We start from the raw sequence: 13,480 nt of genomic DNA, 5'->3' as shown, positions 1-13,480 counted from the left end.
GACTGCACCTTTCGTTCAACAGATCAAGCTCAGCAGCCCGCACAGGGCTACTGGTCCGGTTCCCGTCAAAATCTTTAGGTGACCTCTCAGCAGAATCCGTTCAGTTTGAGGATCTTATGTGCTTCGATCGATGCGCGAAGCTCATCCTCGGAGAGGCGGTCTCCCTGGTTGGTGTCGGGATGGTGCATTTTGAGCCGCTCCTTATAGCGGCTCTTGATTTCCTGCGGCGTCGCATCGGGTGAAAGTCCCAGGGTCTCGAAAGCCTTTGCTTCGAGGACCTTGAGCTTGCGCTTCTGGAGATCGGCCTTTTGCGCCTGGCGTTGCGCAGCCGTCTTGCGGGCGTTCAACGCCTTTGCCGAACCGGAACGGGTGGTGGATGGGATCGGGATTTCGGTCGCCTCGTTGACGACGGTCCCCACGGTCGGGCGAGCGCCGGTCGTCGCTTCTCTCTGGTAGCGGGCGATGTCTGCGTGGGAAAGACCCGTGAAGTTGTATCCCTTGTTGTACTCCTTGACGTGCTCAAGGCAGAACAACAGATACAGGCCCTCGGCATCCCGCCCCACGGGCGCGCGGTGCGCGCCAATCTTCTGGCAACAGTCCCATTGGCATTTCGGGCCGACAGGATTGTTGTGCGGAGAGGTCTTTTTGCGAGTGGGTCGAAGGCCAACGAATATTTTCGAATCGAGCGTCATCGTACCCATATGGATGCAGGGCGCGATCTTGGCAAGAAATAGCGCGTTTGCCGTTAAGGCCGTTTCGGGTGCCGTGCCCTCTGCAAGGGAGGCTGGAGCATGCGGATGCCCCTCGCCAGCACTCGCCGTTCGGCGGGCGATGCCCGCCGACTGTGACCTCGGTGCGGCCTGTTACCAGGGCAAGGAGAACGTTTTGACGTTCGTAAAGGACTTCATGGCCTCGATGACGCCTTCCTTGTAGCCGTTGCCGGAATCCTTGATGCCGCCGAAGGGGCTCATCTCGATGCGGTAGCCGGGCACTTCCCAGATGTTGACGGTGCCCACTTCGAGGCCGGCGATGTATTTCTGCATGCGGCGGAAATCGTTGGTGCAGACACCGGAGGAAAGGCCGAAGGCGGTGGAATTGGAAAGCGCGATCAGCGCGTCGTCGTCGTCCGGCGCGCGGATGATCGGGATGATCGGGCCGAAGGTTTCCTCCATGACGAGTTCCGAGCCGTGCGGCACGCGGTCGACGACGATCGGCGGGAGCAGGGCGCCCCTGCGGCCGGGATCGTAGAGCACCTCGGCGCCCTGTTCTGCGGCCATGTAGACCCGCTTTTCGAAGAGGGCGGCGGCCTTTTCGTGCACGACGGTGCCGAGCTGCGTGGCTTGGTCCATCGGATCGCCGAAGGTGATCGCCTTCGCCCGCTCCAGCACCATCGGCACGAAGCGATCGGCGACGCGCTCCTGGCAGAGGATGCGCTTGACGGCCGTACAGCGCTGGCCGGAATTCTTCGTGGCGCCTGCCACCGCGAGGTCGGCGGCTCTGGCGAGATCGTCGTCCGACAGGTCGTAGAGGATGATCAGCGGGTCGTTGCCGCCGAGTTCCAGCACCTGGCGCTTGTAGCCGGCCTTCGAGGCGATCAGCTTGCCGACCGGCACGCCGCCGGTGAAGGTGATCAGGTCGATATTCGGGTTGGTGATCATCTCGTCGCCGATCGCCTGCGGCCAGCCGGTGACGACGGAGAGCATTTCGGGCGGCAGGCCGGCCTCGTAGAGGATATCGGCCAGCACCAGTGCGGTCATCGGCGTCAGTTCCGTCGGCTTGACGACGATGCAGTTGTTGGTGGCGATCGCCGGCGCGATCTTGTGCGACACCATGTTGAGCGGATGGTTGAACGGCGTGATCGCCGAGATCGCCTTCAGCGGTTCGCGCGTGGTGAAAATCTTGCGCTGCTTGCCGTGGGGCGTGAGATCGCAGGAGAAGATCTGGCCGTCGTCCTGGATGCACATCTGTCCCGACAGCGTAAAGACATCGAAGGCGCGGCCGACCTCGTAAAGCGAATCCTGCTTGGAAATGCCGAGCTCGAGCGTGACGAGGTCGGAAATCTCCTCCTTGCGGGCATTCAGCAATTCCGCGGTGCGCAAAAGAATCTTCTGCCGCTCGTAGCGCGTCAGCTTCGACTTGTAGTTGGCGGCAATCTCGAAGGCCTGGCGCGCGTGCTCAGCGGAGCCGGCGGGCACGGTGCCCACCACTGTGTCGGTATAGGGGTAGCGCACATCGACGACGCCGTCGGCATCGACCGTCTTGCCGGCAATGCGCATCGGTTCATGGCGGACTTTGATGGACGTCTCGGGGCGGGTCATGGCTGTCTTCCTCTCCATCGATTTCCGGCTCAGGCCTTCTTGCCGGCCTGGGCCGCCGCCATGACCGCGTAGTAGAAGGCGTCGAAATTGCGCAGCGCCGGGGCATCCGGCTGGTCAGACAGGACCCGGTTGGTGATGAAGGGCACGGCCTGTTCGGTCAGCCCGCCATGAGAGCGCAGCGGTTCGTTCAGTGCCGCCAGGTCGTGGCGGTGCTCGCTGGTGCCGATCGTCTTGTTTTCGGTGGAAAGCATGACGATGTCGCCGATGCGGTCCTCCGGCAGCTCGAAGCGGCGGCAGGCGTCTTCCCGGCCGAGCACGAGATCGATGCCCTCGACGTTGCGCAGCCGCTCCATGAGGGCTTCACGGTCGGCGCCTTTCGGCAGATAGGCGGTGGCGAAGGAGCCGAGCGCGCCGTGGTGCACAACATAGGGATCGGTGATCGGCAGGATGACGCGGGCAACGTCCTTGCCGAGCCATTCGTCGAAGAGGTCCTGGGCGTAGACGACATCCGGCGCGCCATCGGCCTTGTGCTTCGGCTTCATGCCGTGGTCGGCGGTGACCACGATCGCGGCGCCGAGCGCGTCGAGTTCGGCGAGGTATTTGTCGAACATCTCGTAGAAGTCGTTCGCCTGCTTCACGCCGGGGGCGTATTTGTGCTGCACATAGTCGGTCGTGGTGAGATACATCACGTCGGGGCGGAATTCCTTCAGCAGCTTGACGCCGGCAGCGAAGACGAACTCGGAAAGTTCCGCGGAATAGACTTCCGGCACGGGGCGGCCGAGCCAGGCGGATGCATTGTCGATGCCGTTCTGAGCCTTGGTCGTCGTGTCGGCCTTTTCCGAGGAGAAGCAGATCGCGCGGTCCTCGTCATAGGCGAGCCCATGGCCGAGCAGGGCGCGCAGCTTGTCCTTGGCGGTAACGACGGCGACGCGGGCCCCGGCGTCGTAGAAGGCCTTGAAGACGGTCGGCGCGCGCAGGAATTTCGGGTCGTTCATCATCACCTCTTCGCCCGTCGCGGGGTTGTAGAGGTAGTTGCCGCAGATGCCGTGCACGGCCGGCGGCCGGCCGGTGGCAATGGAAAGATTGTTCGGGTTGGTGAAGCTCGGGATGACGCTGTGGGCGGTGCGCATGGTGCCGGTCTTGCGCATCCGCTCCAGCGCCGGCATCAGCCCGGCCTCGATCGCGGCGTCGAGATAGGCGGGCTCGCAGCCGTCGAGGCAGATTGCGATGGCGGGAACCTTCGGCCACTGATAGTCGCGTCCGTTGGCGGTGACGGTGATGGGTGACATCTGGTTCATGACGGGCGTCCCTTCCTGAGAGTGGAGCCGGGGCAGCGCGCCGGTCCGCATTTGTTTCCTGATCTATCTGCCGCAAAAGCTTCCATCTGAAAAATTGCAATTCTGAATTCGATCGATAGATCCTAGCTATGATTTGTGTTGGCCAGGCGACTGGTCAGCAAATCGCCGCTGCGGGTGAGGATCGGATAGGCGACGGTAACGAGGAGCGAATTGATCTCCTTCAGGCCGCGGGCGATCTCGATATGCATGCCGCTGGTCTCGATGCTTTCGGGCGTGCCGGATTGCAGGCGGCGCAGATGCCGGTCATGCGTGTAGCGTGCCATGTCCCGCATCTTCTCCTTTTCCAGCACGAGCTGGCGCGCCGACGGCGGATCCTGCGAGATGAGGACGTTGAGGGAAAGATGCATGTTCTCGACGACCTGGGCATGAAGGTCGACGAGTTCGGCCCAGCCTTCGCTGGAAAAGCGCCAGTTCTTGTCCGCCCGCTCCTCGGCAAGGACCAGCAGGTTCTTCGCGATGATATCGCCGGCATGTTCGAGATTGATGGCGAAGTCGGTGAGCTCGATGCTGCGCGAGGCCTCTTCCGTGGTCATGGTGCCGCGGTTCACCTCGGCGAGATAGAGCTTGATGTCGGTGTGGGCCTGGTTGACCGCGTTGTCGATGTCGCGCACGCGGGTGATCTCGACGCGTTCTCCTGCGCGCAGCAGATCCATGACGGGGCGGACCATCACCTCGACGAGTTCACCCATGCGCAGAAGCTCGCGCGTCGCGCTGGCAAGCGCCAGCCGCGGCGTGGTGATCACCGAGCGGTCGAGGGCGGTGACGCGGTTTTGCAGCGGATCGTCGCTGGCGGCCTTGGCCTGCACATCGGGCAGCAGACGGTCGACGAGGCGTGTCATCAAGGCAACGAAGGGCAGGCCGGCCAGGACGAGGGCCGCGTTGAAGAGCACGTGAAAATTCACCAGCGCATCCGCCGGCCCGTAGCCGAGTGCCGCAATCGGCGGCGCCGTCGCTTCCACGAGGGCGAGGGCGGCGAGCGAGGCCGTCGCGCGGAAGAAGAGATTGCCGACGGGGATGCGCTGGGCGGCGGGCGGCATGCCGCGCGACAGCCAGAAGGCGATCAGGCCGCCGCCGAGATTGGCGCCGAGCACCAGCGGCACGGCGGCTTCCAGCGGCACCAGCCCCTGGCCGGCAAAGGTCGCGACCATGAGGATCGCCGCCACGCTGGAATGCACGAGCCAGGTGAAGAGCGCACCGACCAGGAAGGCCGTCAGGTAGTCCTCGGCGAGATAGCCGGACAGCGAGGGCAACATGGCGCCATCGCGCAGCGGCGCCGTCGCCGTGCCGATCAGGCGCAATGACAGGAGCACGAAGCCGACGCCGAGCACCATGCGGCCGATCTCGCGCGTGCGTCGCGCGGAAAATTTCAGATGCAGCACGCCGCCGGCAAAGAGACAGACCGGAACGAGCCAGCCGAGATCGAAGGACAGCACGCGCACGACAAGCGCCGAGCCGAGATCGGCGCCGAGCAGCAGGGCAAGCCCGGTCGCAACGGCGAGAATGCCGTTTGCGGCAAAACCGCAGGCGAGCATGGCGACGGCGGTCGAGCTTTGCAGCAGGATGGCCATGGCGGTTCCCCCGGCCGCCGCCTTGGCATGGCCCTGCCGCGCGGCGCCCAGCATCGTCCGCAGGCCGCCGCCAAAGGCATTCTCCATGCCGCTTCGCACCATATGCACGGCGAAGAGCAGCAGCATGGTGGCACCGGCAAGGTGCAGGAGGACGGCGGAGAGGTGCATCGGCTCATTCCCTGTCTGGTGAACACATCCCTATGTGTTGAACGCAGCAGAGTCGGTCGAATGCAGCCTATTAGTCAATTTTAAAGTTTCGATAGATGTATAGACTGAATCTATACGTGACGATCGACGATCACGGCGCCAGCACGGATTTCAGGAAGGCTTCGATCTTCGGCGAACCCCGCCGTTCCATCAGGCAGGAGAGCCGGTATTCGGTCTGGATCCGGACATCGGAAAAGCGGATCGTGCCGAGGCGGGGGTGCGCGACGAATTCGAAATCGGCGACGACGCCGATGCCGAGCCCGCGCTCGACAGCCTTCCACACGCCCTCGCGGCTGCCGATTTCGAGCAGCGGTTTGATCGGCACGTTCGCCTCCAGGGCCGCCTGTTCCAGCGCGTGCCGCGTCGTCGATCCGACTTCGCGCAGGATCAGCGGCTGGTCGGCTAGTTCGGTAATGGACACGTGCTCGCGCCCGTACCAGGGATGATCGACATTGACGAAGACGACCACGTCATGGGTGCTGAACGGCACCGACGAGATGCGTGGATCGTCCACGGCATGGGCGAGAATGGCAACGTCGGATTCGAGATCGAGCACGCGCTGCAAGGTCTGGTCGGAATTGCCCAGCAGCATGCTGACCTTGATCGCGGGGTATTTTGCGAGAAAGCGCGCCACCATCTCCGTTGCGTGGAACGGGCCGACGGCGGCAAGCCGTAATTGGCCGATTTCGAGCTTGCCACTGCTCAGCAGCAGTTCCTCGGCCTCCTCGTGCATGCTCATGATGCGCTTGGTGACGTCGAACAGGGCAACGCCCGTTTCCGACAGCTCGACGCGGCGCCCCCGGCGCACGAACAACTCGACGCCATAGCGATCTTCCAGCTCCTTCACCTGGGTGGTCACGGTGGGCTGGCTGATGTTCAGCGCATGGGCCGCGGACGTGAAACCGCGGTTTTCGGCGACGGCATGGAAGGAGCGGAGGTGGGTGAATACTATAGCCATAGTCTATGATAGACGGCGGAGATTTGTATTAGTCAATAGATCGGGAGTTTGCCAGAGTGTCCCTGCCTATCATTTTTCCAGAACAGGAATTTCCTCGTGTGGTCCTATCGCAACCCCGTTGACGTCCGTTTCGGCCCCGGCAGCTTTGCGCGATTGGCCGATGCCATCGCCGGTCGCAGCTACGCTCTCGTCACCTATGGCGACGCCTTTTTCCGTGGGCTCGCCGCCCGCCTCGAGACGGAGGCCGGCGCGCCGGTCCTCGTCATCGACGACATCGCCCCCAACCCGGACATCGCCCTTCTCGAAGTCCAGACCGCACGCTTTGCCGGGCTTTCCCGGCAGCCGGAGGTCATCGTGGCGCTTGGCGGCGGCTCGGTCATCGATTCGGCCAAGGTGTTTGCCGCCGCCCGCGGCGATTTTGCTGCCATGGACGCCTATCTCAAGAAGCGGGCCGGCGCCGACACTATTTCGCCCTGGCCGCTGATCGCGGTGCCGACCACAGCGGGTACCGGCAGCGAAGTCACCTGCTGGGGCACCGTCTGGGACAATGCGGGCGGCGTCAAATTCTCGCTCGCCCATCCCGGCCTCTATCCGGAATATTCGATCGTCGACCCGGAGTTGATGATCGGCAAGCCGAAGGACCTCACCGTCCAGACCGGCCTCGACGCCCTGTCGCATTCGCTGGAAAGCCTGTGGAACCGCAGCGCCAACCCCGTCTCCATGGCCCATGCGATCGCCGCCGCGCGCGGGGTGCTTTCGACCCTGCCGCTGCTGGTCAACGATCTGAAGAATGTCGAGCTTCGGGGCCGCATGGCGCGCGCCGCCACCCTGGCGGGTTTCGCCTTCTCGAATACCAAGACGGCCATCGCCCATTCGCTGTCCTATCCGATCACATTGCGCCACGGCGTGCCGCATGGCATTGCCTGCTCCTTCTCGCTTCCCATGATCATCCGCAGCGTCGCCGGGGAGGGCGGTATCTGCGCAGAGGGTCTGCAGGCGGTTTTCGGGACCGATGCGGCGAAGGCGGCCGAGCAACTGGAGGCGTTCCTGAACGGATTGGGTGTTGCCACCGACTATCGTCCCTATGGTATCGGCGATCAGGAATGGCGCGACCTCATCACCGACGCCTTCGAGGGCGAGCGGGGGCAGAACTTCATCGGCAAACGGGAGGCACTTCTGGCCGTCGCCGATGGTGCGGCAAGGAAACAAATGGCAGTGGCTTGATCGAAACAGGAGGCCGCCACGCCGGATGATCCGGTGCACCGGCCGCAATCACTTTTTGGGAGGAAAGAATGACTGTTCTGAAACGTACTGTGGCCGGCCTGGCAACCCTGGGTGCGGTAATCGCCTATACGGCATCGGGTGCCCTTGCAGAGGAGTGCAAGAACCCCGACACGCTGGTCTTCTCGATCATTCCGACGGAGGAGACGACGCAGGAGCTCGACATCTACAAGCCCCTGCTCGACAAGCTGAAGGAAAAGACCGGCAAGTCCGTCGAGTTCTTCATGCCGACATCCTATGCCTCTGTCATCGAGGGCATGGTCAACGGCTGGGTGCAGATCGGCGTGCACGGGCCGAACTCCTATGTGCTTGCCAGGGAGAAGGACCCGAACCTCGAGGTCTTCGCCACCTATACCAAGACCAAGGGGCACTTCCAGGAGGAGGGGCCGGGCTACCGCGCGGTGCTCGTCGTGCCGGCCGGCTCGAAGTTCGACAGCATCGAATCCCTCAAGGGCTCCGTCGTCGGCCTTGCCGATCCGGCCAGCACGTCCGGCAATCTCCTGCCGCGCATGGTGTTCGGCGAGAAGATCGGCACCGGGCCGGAACTGGAGAACTACTTCTCCAAGGTCGTCTATACCGGCGGTCATGACCAGTCGGCGCTGGCGGTCAAGGAAGGCCGCGTCGATGATGCCTTCGTCGCGACGCACCGCCTCGACAACGTCATCGACCGCGGGCTTGCCAAGAAGGAAGACTTCCGGGTGCTCTGGCAGTCGGAGATCATTCCGCAGGACCCGATGGTCTATCGCAGCGATCTCTGTGAGCCGCTGAAGGCCTCCATCCGTGAAGCCTTCCTGACGCTGCACGAGGACCCGGCGGCAAAACCGTTCTTCGACGGCATCGCCTCGACAAAATTCGTCGCCATGAAGGACAGCGACTACGATATCATCCGCAAGCTGGTCGCAGCCGAAAAGGCGGCGAGCCAGTGAGACACGAAAAGAACATCGTCGAGAGCCGCGCATCGCGCGGCTCCATGGCTGAAACGGTGGCGTCCATGTCGATCCTGCAAGTGCGCAACCTGAAAGTCAGCTATGCGGCCAATGGCCCGCAGATCCTCAAGGGGATCGATTTTGCTGTCGATGGCGACGATTTCTGCGCCGTCATCGGACCGAGCGGCGCCGGCAAGTCGACGCTGATCCGCTGTATCAACCGGCTCGTCGAGCCGACGGAAGGCGACATCTTCCTGTTCGGCCAGTCGGTGCGGCCGCTACGGGGGACCGAGCTGCGGCATCTGCGCCGGCGCATCGGCATGATCTTCCAGGAGTTCAACCTGGTGAACCGCATGTCTGTCATGGACAATGTTCTGTCCGGCCGGCTCGGCTACACCGGCGCCTTCCGCAGCTTCTTCAAGGCGTTTCCGCGCGAGGATATCGACCGGGCGCTGCACCTGCTCGAAAAGGTCGGTTTGCAGGATCATATCGACAAACGGGCGGATGCGCTGTCCGGCGGCCAGCGCCAGCGCGTCGGCATTGCCCGCGCGCTGATGCAGAAGCCGGAAATCCTGCTGCTCGACGAGCCGACCTCCGCACTCGACCCGAAGATTTCGCGGGACGTGATGCGGCTGATCCGTGAACTGGCGACGGAGTTCAAGGTGCCCGTCCTCTGCAACATCCACGATGTGCAGCTGGCACTCGAAAGCTGCAACCGCATCATCGGCATGCAGGACGGCTACAAGAAGTTCGACGGGCCGTCGAAGGGCATGCGCAAGCAGGACCTCGACGAGATCTACGCGATGGAGGTGCTGTGATGAGCCTGGCGGCAACTTCCGTCTCCGAGCACGGTTTTGACGCCTGGCTCGCCCACAAGCGCAGCCGCCGTACGACGAACTGGCTGATCGTCGCCGCAACTGGCGCCGTGCTCGCCTGGTGCTTCTGGGACACCATCATGTTCGACACGGACTGGGCGCGCATGGGCGGTGCGCTCGGCATCGCCGGCACGCTCGAACGCTTCTTCTGGGTCGATTGGTCGCTTGCGCCGAAACTCCTCGTGCCGGCGCTCGAAACGCTGATGATGGCGACGCTCGGCACCATCCTCGGCTGCGTGCTGTCGCTGCCCGTCGCCTGGTTCGGCGCGGCGAACGTCACGCCGAGCCGGTACATACTCTACCCGCTCGGCCGCTTCCTGATGGTGCTGTCCCGCTCGATCCACGAGATCATCTGGGCGCTGCTCTTCGTCGGCGCCGTCGGTCTCGGCGCCTTGCCCGGCATCCTCGCCGTCGCGATGCGCTCCATCGGCTTCATCTCGAAGATCACGGCGGAGGCGATCGAGAACATCGACCCGAAGCCCGTCGAGGCGATCCGCGCCGTCGGCGGCAACCAGTTCCAGGTGATGTATTACGGCATCGTGCCGCAGATCCTGCCGGTCATCATCGGCACCATCATCTTCGAATGGGACATCAACATCCGCCGCTCGGCGATCATGGGGCTGGTCGGCGCCGGCGGCCTCGGCCTCGTCTTTTTCCGCCAGATGGCAATGTTCAACTATGGCGGCGTGACGCTCGTGGTCCTTGCGGTCCTCGCCCTCATCGCGCTCGGTGAGGTGGTCTCCCATTTCGCCCGCAAGGCAGTCATCTAGGAGGCGGCAATGGCACTCGCATCTGCACAATCCATCCCCGCCGCACCGCGCCGCTGGTCGCGCTATCGCCACCCGCAATCGACGATCCGTTTCGCCGTGCTGCTGGCGGTCCTGACCTTCCTCGCCTGGTCCGTCGCCTTCCTCAATATCGACCTGGCGCGCATCCTCGGTGCCTTCCCGCGGCTGGCGGAAATTCTCGCCACTCGCTATTTCCCACCGGACATGGACTATATTTCCGACGCGGACTTCATCCGCTCGGTCATCCGCACGCTGGAAATGTCGCTGCTCGGCGGTTTCTTCGGCGTGGTCTTCGCCATACCGCTCGCCTGGCTTGCTGCGCGCAACATCACCGTCAGCCGGCGCATCGCCTATCCGTTCGGCCGCTTCGCCGTCATGGGCAGCCGCTCGATCCACGAGACGATCTGGACCATCCTCTTCGTCACCGTGTTCGGCTTCGGCATGCTTGCGGGCACGCTGGCGCTGACCGTCTTCTGCATCGGCTTTGCCGGAAAGCTCTTTTCCGACGAGATGGAGGCGATCGACATGGGACCGGTCGATGCCATGCGCTCGGTCGGCGCCGGGCCGCTCCAGGTCTTCCAATATGCGGTCGTGCCGCAGGTGCGCGTCGCCTTCACCGGCATCGCGATCTACACTTGGGACGTCGCCTTCCGCGCCGCGACCGTCGTCGGCTTCTTCGGCGGCGGCGGCATGGGCTGGTACCTGAAACGCACCACCCAGCAGCTCGAATCCACCCGCGTCGCGGCCATCCTCCTCACCGTCATCGGCCTTGTCCTCATCGCCGAAATCGGCTCCGGCTGGCTGCGGCGGCGGATTTCCAGAATGCGCTAGAGTGTGTCAGGGAAAAGTGGGAACCGGTTTTCCCGAAAAAACAAAAGAAACCAGACATACTCTAGGTGCCGGAGGTATGCTGCGCTCCGATGGAGACAGGGCGACGACCTTCGGCAGGCGATCAGCGCACCGCATCGGCAAGCGCCGCGCCAAGTTGCTCCGTGCGCCGATAGGGATCACCGCTGACCGGCGGCGAGCCGAGCACTCGGACGATTGCGCGCGCTGTTTCCGACGGTACTTCTGGCGGATGGGCCGGGCGGCTTGCGTCCTCAGCCATCCCGGGTTCCGAACTTCCGCAACAGCCCCGCCGTCGCCGAGAAGAGCACGATCAGCGCGCCATAGCCCAGCGTCGTTGATGTCAGCCCGAAGACGCCGACGGCCAAGCCGGCCAGGAGGGTAGGGAGGCCGAAGGCGAGGTAGCTCAGCGTGAACAGCGCGGCGAAGAGTTCGCCGCGCTCGTCCGGGCGCACGGTCGGGACGATGGAGCGCAACACGCCGTAGAAGCAGGTTCCAAAGCCCGTTCCGGCAATCACCAGTGCCGCGAGATAGGCTGGCAGCGACGGCCAGGCGATCGCAGCGAGTGTCAACGCCGTGCCGATCGAGAGCGCCGCGGTTCCGTAGAGCGTCACCTGTCGCGAGGAATGGCCGCGCGCGACATAGCAGGCGGCCGCGCCCGCAGCGCAGAGCAGCACGATCACGCTCGCCTGGGTCAGATGGTCCTCGGCGCCGAAGACGTGCCGGACGATCGGCGCGCCGAGCGAGAGGTAGAGACCGCCCGTCGCCCAACCCGCGATGACAGCGGGCGCGGCGCGCCAGAATGCCTTGGCAGCCGTGGCCGGTATGCCGATCCGCGGCCGGAGCGAGGCCCAAACACCCTCATGCCGCGGCGCTGTCTCGGGGATCAGCCAGATCATGACGGCAAACAGCGCATAGGCGGCAACGAGCGTGCCGAACACGTCGGCCTCGGCCATCTCGGTCGCGTCCATCAATATGCCTGCCACGAGCGCACCCACGGCAAGCCCACCGAGCGGAATGACCGAGTTCCACACCGAGGCGCTGCCCGGCCTGTTTTTCGGCTCGAGATCGACCACCGTCGCGGACAGCGCCGAGAGCAGCAGCCCCGCGGCGATTCCCTGCAACACGCGCGCCACGATCAATCCGGCCACGTCGTCCGCCTGCCAGAACAGCAGCAGGCTCAGAGCCATCAGCGCAAATCCGCCCGATATCACCGGTCGCCGGCCGACATGGTCCGACAGCGACCCCGTGACCAGCAAAGATGCCAGCAGCGCAACGGTATAGACGGCGAAGATGCCGGTCAGCGTCGCCGCCGAAAAGCCGATCTCCTGTTGCAGCGCGGGATAGAAGGGCGAGGGCGCACTGGCGCCCGCCATCATCACGGCCATCCCTGCAAGCGTGATGCGGAAGCCCGCGAGGCTGTGCTGCGGCATGGAAAGCGTCGTATCGGTCACGGAGCACCTGATGGTTCGAATAATTTCGAACTATTCTCTACTATCATTGCAACGAAGGTTCAACTAAATTCGAACCATGGCGACCGACATCACCGAACTTTCCCATCCCGCCCGCGACGACCTGCGGCTGACCAATGTGCTCTTCGCGTTGAGCGATCCCGAGCGCCTGGCCATCGTGAAACAACTCGCCGACGGTCCGCTCGAAATGGCACAATGCCATCTCTCGGACCCCTCGATGCCGAAGTCGACCAAGTCGCATCTGATGAAGGTCCTGCGCGAGGCGGGCGTCATCCGCAACGAACCCCTGGGCCGCGGCCGCCGCCTCTCCATCCGCCACGAAGACCTCGAGGCGCGCTTCCCGGGATTGATCGGCTCGGTCCTGAACGCCTCCGCCGATGTTTAGCGCGGTAGTCGATACCGGCGTTGAAGTTCCATAATGTCGATTACGCGATTCTGACCTTGCAAAAGGTACATTCTATTTCGATCGGGGCTGCCGCAGGCGCGGCAGTGACAAGGCTTGCAAGGCTCGCCGGAAAAGTTCGCCGATGCATGGTTGCTCAACGCTTCGGCGCGCTTGCCGCCGGATAGCCGGCATCTTCGAGAACCTGCTGAAGGGCCTCCAGGGGCGCGGTCGTCTCGACCTTGACCGTGCGTGCGGTGGGATCGGTCTCGACCCTGGCATCGGGATCGACGGATTGGATCGCTTTGGTCACGGATCTGGCGCAGCCGCCGCAGGTCATGTTTTCGATTCTGAGTTCCATGAGAATTCTCCTTCGTTCGTCTCTCATGCGCTCAAGGTGGGGCTTCCAACCATGGCAAGGTCAAGGGTCGCAAAAAAGGAAAATTTGCTATTGACCTTCCCATGGTTGGAAGCCCCATCCTGTCTTCGAATTGGAATTTC

At 63.7% G+C, this 13,480-nt stretch carries 14 protein-coding genes; 6 read left to right on the top strand and 8 right to left on the bottom strand.

Translation table 11 applies throughout. The features are described 5' to 3' along the window. Positions 1–86: 86 nt before the first annotated feature. From VGN93_RS09545 to VGN93_RS09525, 5 genes are all read right to left on the bottom strand, one after another. On the bottom strand, positions 87–692 hold the full coding sequence (locus VGN93_RS09545) for a J domain-containing protein (RefSeq protein ID WP_319315585.1): 606 nt from the start codon (positions 690–692) through the stop codon (positions 87–89). Positions 693–863: 171 nt separating this feature from the next. Then, the gene (gene phnY, locus VGN93_RS09540; protein ID WP_327507303.1) at positions 864–2,318 is read right to left on the bottom strand and encodes a phosphonoacetaldehyde dehydrogenase; all 1,455 of its coding nucleotides are present in this window, start codon (positions 2,316–2,318) and stop codon (positions 864–866) included. 29 nt (positions 2,319–2,347) lie between these two features. Further along, a complete protein-coding gene (gene phnA / locus VGN93_RS09535) occupies positions 2,348–3,616 on the bottom strand; it encodes a phosphonoacetate hydrolase (protein WP_327507302.1) in 1,269 nt (422 codons plus the stop codon). Positions 3,617–3,738: 122 nt separating this feature from the next. Then, positions 3,739–5,412, bottom strand: a complete 1,674-nt coding sequence (locus VGN93_RS09530) for a Na/Pi cotransporter family protein (RefSeq protein ID WP_327507301.1) — start codon at positions 5,410–5,412, stop codon at positions 3,739–3,741. Between the two features lie 130 nt (positions 5,413–5,542). Then, complete coding sequence (locus VGN93_RS09525; protein WP_327507300.1) at positions 5,543–6,409, bottom strand: LysR substrate-binding domain-containing protein; 867 nt, start codon at positions 6,407–6,409, stop codon at positions 5,543–5,545. 96 nt (positions 6,410–6,505) lie between these two features. On the opposite strand from VGN93_RS09525, the gene psrA reads away from it, so the two are divergent. From psrA to phnE (VGN93_RS09500), 5 genes are all read left to right on the top strand, one after another. Next, positions 6,506–7,633 carry an iron-containing alcohol dehydrogenase PsrA gene (gene psrA / locus VGN93_RS09520; protein WP_327507299.1) on the top strand — a complete coding sequence of 376 codons (1,128 nt, stop codon included), beginning with the start codon at positions 6,506–6,508 and terminating at the stop codon, positions 7,631–7,633. A 68-nt stretch (positions 7,634–7,701) separates the two neighbouring features. After that, positions 7,702–8,616 (top strand): phosphate/phosphite/phosphonate ABC transporter substrate-binding protein, encoded by a 915-nt coding sequence (locus VGN93_RS09515; RefSeq protein ID WP_319315569.1) that lies wholly within the window; start codon positions 7,702–7,704, stop codon positions 8,614–8,616. Continuing rightward, positions 8,613–9,434 carry a phosphonate ABC transporter ATP-binding protein gene (gene phnC, locus VGN93_RS09510; RefSeq protein ID WP_327507298.1) on the top strand — a complete coding sequence of 274 codons (822 nt, stop codon included), beginning with the start codon at positions 8,613–8,615 and terminating at the stop codon, positions 9,432–9,434. Before VGN93_RS09515 ends, phnC begins: the two co-directional genes overlap by 4 nt. After that, complete coding sequence (phnE, locus tag VGN93_RS09505; protein WP_327507297.1) at positions 9,434–10,261, top strand: phosphonate ABC transporter, permease protein PhnE; 828 nt, start codon at positions 9,434–9,436, stop codon at positions 10,259–10,261. The genes phnC and phnE (VGN93_RS09505) overlap by 1 nt, the downstream gene beginning before the upstream one ends. Before the next feature lie 9 nt (positions 10,262–10,270). Further along, positions 10,271–11,110 carry a phosphonate ABC transporter, permease protein PhnE gene (gene phnE, locus VGN93_RS09500; RefSeq protein ID WP_327507296.1) on the top strand — a complete coding sequence of 280 codons (840 nt, stop codon included), beginning with the start codon at positions 10,271–10,273 and terminating at the stop codon, positions 11,108–11,110. A 121-nt stretch (positions 11,111–11,231) separates the two neighbouring features. Here the strand turns inward: phnE (VGN93_RS09500) and VGN93_RS09495 are convergent, their stop codons facing one another. Beyond that, a complete protein-coding gene (locus tag VGN93_RS09495; protein WP_327507294.1) occupies positions 11,232–11,387 on the bottom strand; it encodes a hypothetical protein in 156 nt (51 codons plus the stop codon). Continuing rightward, positions 11,380–12,579 carry an MFS transporter gene (locus VGN93_RS09490; protein WP_327507293.1) on the bottom strand — a complete coding sequence of 400 codons (1,200 nt, stop codon included), beginning with the start codon at positions 12,577–12,579 and terminating at the stop codon, positions 11,380–11,382. The genes VGN93_RS09495 and VGN93_RS09490 overlap by 8 nt, the downstream gene beginning before the upstream one ends. A gap of 76 nt (positions 12,580–12,655) precedes the next feature. On the opposite strand from VGN93_RS09490, the gene VGN93_RS09485 reads away from it, so the two are divergent. Then, positions 12,656–12,982 carry a transcriptional regulator gene (locus VGN93_RS09485; RefSeq protein WP_327507292.1) on the top strand — a complete coding sequence of 109 codons (327 nt, stop codon included), beginning with the start codon at positions 12,656–12,658 and terminating at the stop codon, positions 12,980–12,982. A 154-nt stretch (positions 12,983–13,136) separates the two neighbouring features. On the opposite strand, the gene VGN93_RS09480 is transcribed toward VGN93_RS09485, so the two are convergent. Further along, positions 13,137–13,340: a heavy-metal-associated domain-containing protein gene (locus VGN93_RS09480; protein ID WP_327507291.1), complete on the bottom strand. Its 204-nt coding sequence runs from the start codon at positions 13,338–13,340 to the stop codon at positions 13,137–13,139. Positions 13,341–13,480 lie beyond the last annotated feature (140 nt).

Source organism: Shinella sp. (assembly GCF_035998705.1).
GTDB lineage: Bacteria > Pseudomonadota > Alphaproteobacteria > Rhizobiales > Rhizobiaceae > Shinella.
The sequence above is the reverse complement of the archived record's forward strand: the minus strand, read 5'-3'. Positions and strand labels throughout refer to the sequence as shown.

What these genes read in the sequence shown, in the direction of transcription:
- VGN93_RS09545 (WP_319315585.1), bottom strand. Translation starts at nt 692, where the DNA reads ATGACGCTCGATTCGAAAATATTCGTTGGCCTTCGACCCACTCGCAAA.
- phnY (WP_327507303.1), bottom strand. Translation starts at nt 2,318, where the DNA reads ATGACCCGCCCCGAGACGTCCATCAAAGTCCGCCATGAACCGATGCGC.
- phnA (WP_327507302.1), bottom strand. Translation starts at nt 3,616, where the DNA reads ATGAACCAGATGTCACCCATCACCGTCACCGCCAACGGACGCGACTAT.
- VGN93_RS09530 (WP_327507301.1), bottom strand. Translation starts at nt 5,412, where the DNA reads ATGCACCTCTCCGCCGTCCTCCTGCACCTTGCCGGTGCCACCATGCTG.
- VGN93_RS09525 (WP_327507300.1), bottom strand. Translation starts at nt 6,409, where the DNA reads ATGGCTATAGTATTCACCCACCTCCGCTCCTTCCATGCCGTCGCCGAA.
- VGN93_RS09515 (WP_319315569.1), top strand. Translation starts at nt 7,702, where the DNA reads ATGACTGTTCTGAAACGTACTGTGGCCGGCCTGGCAACCCTGGGTGCG.
- phnE (WP_327507297.1), top strand. Translation starts at nt 9,434, where the DNA reads ATGAGCCTGGCGGCAACTTCCGTCTCCGAGCACGGTTTTGACGCCTGG.
- phnE (WP_327507296.1), top strand. Translation starts at nt 10,271, where the DNA reads ATGGCACTCGCATCTGCACAATCCATCCCCGCCGCACCGCGCCGCTGG.
- VGN93_RS09495 (WP_327507294.1), bottom strand. Translation starts at nt 11,387, where the DNA reads ATGGCTGAGGACGCAAGCCGCCCGGCCCATCCGCCAGAAGTACCGTCG.
- VGN93_RS09485 (WP_327507292.1), top strand. Translation starts at nt 12,656, where the DNA reads ATGGCGACCGACATCACCGAACTTTCCCATCCCGCCCGCGACGACCTG.
- VGN93_RS09480 (WP_327507291.1), bottom strand. Translation starts at nt 13,340, where the DNA reads ATGGAACTCAGAATCGAAAACATGACCTGCGGCGGCTGCGCCAGATCC.